Below are 3,474 nucleotides of genomic sequence, written 5' to 3' on the forward strand. Positions count from 1 at the left end.
TTTTGCTCCCAGCGCCGCATGCAGGCTGGCGGTGTCGCGGCCGGCGATCAGGTCCAGCGCCTGCTGTTCAGGGGTGTCCGGGTGGTTGCCGGTCATGGCGTCCAACCCGTAGCTGCCGGGCTTGCCCGGCAGGGGGCTGGCCCCGCCGAAAGCCTCCTGCCGGGCAAGCCCGGCAGCTACATAGGCGCGCGCTGCCCTGGCCGGGTTCAAACTGGTATCCAGCGCCGGCTGCGTGGCCTGTTCGCCGCCGCCGAGCTGGCGGGCGATCATCGCCGACAGGCCGAGGCCGCGGCCCTGGGTCATCGCCTCGGCAATCTTCTGGTCGTACATCTCGCGGAACATCTGGTTCTCGCCGGGGAACAGCGAATCGCCGAAGCTGGCCTCGCGCATGCTCTTGATCAGCATCTGCGCGAACTGGCCTTCCAACTGGCGCGCGACCTTGTCGATCTTCGCCGGGTCATTGGCGGAGACCGGGTTCAGCGCCAGCGGTTGCGCGGCGATGCGCATGGTCAGATCACCTCCAGCTCGGCGCTCAGCGCGCCGGCCTGCTTGAGCGCTTCCAGGATCGCGATCAGGTCGCCGGGGGCGGCGCCGACCTCGTTCACCGCGCGCACGATCTCGTCCAGGGTGGCGCCGCCGTCGAAGCGGAACATGCGGCTGCCCTCGTTGCTGGCGGTGATGGACGACTGCGGCGCGGCCACGGTCTGGCCGCCGGCGAAGGCGTTGGGCTGGCTGATCTGCGTCGATTCGCTGACGGTCACCGTCAAGGAACCGTGCGCGATCGCCGCCGGGCTGACCCGCACCTGCGAGCCGATCACCACCGTGCCGGTGCGCGAATTGACCACGACCTTGGCCGGGGCGGTGCCGGGCGACAGCTCGATGTTCTCGATGCGCGCCAGCAGGCCGATGCGCGCGCCGGGGTCGGTGGGCGCCTGCACCGCGACGGTGACGCCGTCGACCGCGCGCGCGGCGCCTTCGCCGAAGGTGTTGTTCAGCGCGCTGACCATGCGCGCGACGGTGGTGAAGTCGTTGTGGTGCAGGTTCAGGGTGATCTCGCCGCTGCCGTCGAACACGTCGGGCAGGGCGCGCTCGACCGTGGCGCCGTTGGGGACGCGGCCGACGCTGGGCACGTTCACCGACACCCGCGAGCCGTCCTTGCCCTGCGCGCCGAAGCCGCCGACCACCAGGTTGCCCTGGGCGATGGCATAGACCTGGCCGTCGGCACCCTTCAGCGGCGCCATCAGCAGCGAACCGCCGCGCAGCGACACCGCGTTGCCGATCGAGGACACGGTGATGTCGATGGTCTGGCCGGGCTTGGCGAACGGCGGCAGCTCGGCGTGGATCGCCACCGCCGCGACGTTCTTCAGCTGCGGGTTGACGTTGGCCGGCACGTTGACGCCCAGCTCGCCGAGCATGTTCTTCAGGCTCTGCACGGTGAACGGCGCCTGGCTGGTGCGGTCGCCGCTGTTGTCCAGGCCGACGACCAGGCCGTAGCCGACCAGCGCGTTGCCGCGCACGCCGCCGACCTGGGCCAGGTCCTTGATGCGCTCGGCATGGGCGGGCAGGGCGCAGGCGGCCGCGACGAGCAGCACGACGGCGTGGCGGAGGAATGCGGGAGTCTTCATGGCCATGCTCAGTACGGCGACAGCCGTGAGTTGAAGAAGCGGCCCAGCCAGCCCATCGCGTTGGACTGCGCCACCGCGCCGCGGCCGCCGTAGGCGATGCGCGCGTCGGCCACCTTGCTGGAGGCGATGGTGTTGTCCGGGGCGATGTCGGCCGCGCGCACGATGCCCTGGATCTGCACCAGCTCGTCGCCCTGGTTCAGGCGCAGGTTCTTCTGCCCCTGCACGACCAGGTTGCCGTTGGGCAGGCGCTGGATCACGGTGACGGTGACGCTGCCCTGCAGCTTGTTGCTCTGCGCGCTGTTGCCCTTGCCGGCGAAATCGCGCTCACCGCTGGCCGTGGCCGACAGGATGTCCTTGCCGCCCAGCGTCACCGGTGCGCCGAACAGGGTCGGTGAGCCGATGCCGATGCTCGAATCCTTGCTGATGGTGGTGTTGGCGGTGGTGCTGGCGGTGGTGCTCTCGACCAAGGTGATGGTCAGCAGGTCGCCGACGTCGCGGGCGCGGCGGTCGCCGTACAGGTTCAGGCCGGGGCCGGCGGCGTAGATCGCGCCGGCGGAGGGTTCGGCCATCGGCGCCACCAGCGGCTGCATCGGCGCCAGTGCCGGGTAGGGGCGGATGTCGCCGGCCACGGTGCAGCCGCCCAGCAGGGCGATGCAGGCCAGGGCGGCGGCGGAAGGGAATGTGCGGGACGGGCGGGCCATGACGATTTCCGGAAGCGGCGCGGTCAGACGTTGTTGTTCAGGTAGCCGAGCATCGAGTCGGTGGTGGAGATGGCCTTGGCGTTCATCTCGTAGGCGCGCTGGGTCTCGATCATCGACACCAGCTCCTCCACCACGTTGACGTTGCTGCCCTCCAGCGCGCCCTGCACCACGGTGCCCAGGCCGTTGAGGCCGGGAGTGCCGTTCTGCGCAGGGCCGGAGGCGGTGGTTTCCAGGTACAGGTTCTCGCCCTTGGCCTGCAGGCCGGCGGGGTTGATGAAGTCGGTCAGGGTCAGCGAGCCGATCTCCAGCGAGGCGGCCTCGCCGGCCATCTGCACGCTGATGGTGCCGTCGCTGCCGATGGTCATCGACTGCGCGCCTTCGGGGATCTGGATGCCCGGCTGCACCGGGTAGCCGCTGTTGGTGACCAGCTCGCCCTGCGCGTTGATCTGGAAGGTGCCGTCGCGGGTATAGGCCGAGGTGCCGTCGGGCATCATCACCTCGAAGAAGCCGCGGCCGTTGACCATCACGTCCAGCGCGCGGCCGGTCTGCTGCTGGCTGCCCTGCTGGAAGTTCTTGGAGGTGGCGACCACGCGCACGCCGGTGCCCAGTTGCAGGCCGGTGGGCAGTTGGGTCTGCGCCGAGGAGGAACCGCCGGGCTGGCGCACCTGTTGGTACAGCAGGTCCTCGAAGCTGGCGCGGTCCTGCTTGAACCCGGTGGTGTTGGTGTTGGCCAGGTTGTTGGAGACCACGGACATGCGCGTCTGCTGCGCGTCCAGTCCGGTCTTGGCGACCCACAATGCCTGATTCATGGTGCGGTTCCTCTGCGGATGACACCGGCCGCGATGGCCGTTGCCAGAGGCAATGCATGCGGCGTGCCAAAACGCGAGAAGTGAGTGGAGAGGGGTGAGGAGTGAGCGAAGGCGGGGCTCGTCGTAGGCACCGGGCTTGCCCGGTGGTGCGGAGGTTTTTTCGGTAATGCCCCATGCGGGGCAAGCCCCGCATCTACGGTGGTCGGCGGTGTGGGTGCCGATCGTTGGTCGGCACGTTCAAGGCTGCCCGACCAACGGTCGGGCACCACCAAAGCAGCCGAGTAGGTCGGGGCTATGCCCCCGACGTGCGACCTTGCGTGTGTCGGGGGCATAGCCCCG

At 69.5% G+C, this 3,474-nt stretch carries 4 protein-coding genes; all 4 read right to left on the minus strand.

The genetic code is table 11. The features are described from left to right. Window positions 1-507 (minus strand): rod-binding protein (locus tag ABB34_RS14020; protein ID WP_211258213.1); only part of this gene is annotated, 507 nt, incomplete at its 3' end. A 2-nt stretch (window positions 508-509) separates the two neighbouring features. Further along, window positions 510-1,625, minus strand: coding sequence for a flagellar basal body P-ring protein FlgI (locus ABB34_RS14025; protein ID WP_425478992.1), 1,116 nt, complete (start codon window positions 1,623-1,625; stop codon window positions 510-512). An 8-nt stretch (window positions 1,626-1,633) separates the two neighbouring features. After that, on the minus strand, window positions 1,634-2,326 hold the full coding sequence (gene flgH, locus ABB34_RS14030) for a flagellar basal body L-ring protein FlgH (RefSeq protein ID WP_057641998.1): 693 nt from the start codon (window positions 2,324-2,326) through the stop codon (window positions 1,634-1,636). A 23-nt stretch (window positions 2,327-2,349) separates the two neighbouring features. Then, window positions 2,350-3,135: a flagellar basal-body rod protein FlgG gene (flgG, locus tag ABB34_RS14035; protein WP_057641999.1), complete on the minus strand. Its 786-nt coding sequence runs from the start codon at window positions 3,133-3,135 to the stop codon at window positions 2,350-2,352. Window positions 3,136-3,474: the final 339 nt, after the last annotated feature.

Source organism: Stenotrophomonas daejeonensis (assembly GCF_001431505.1).
Classification (GTDB): Bacteria; Pseudomonadota; Gammaproteobacteria; order Xanthomonadales; family Xanthomonadaceae; genus Stenotrophomonas; species Stenotrophomonas daejeonensis.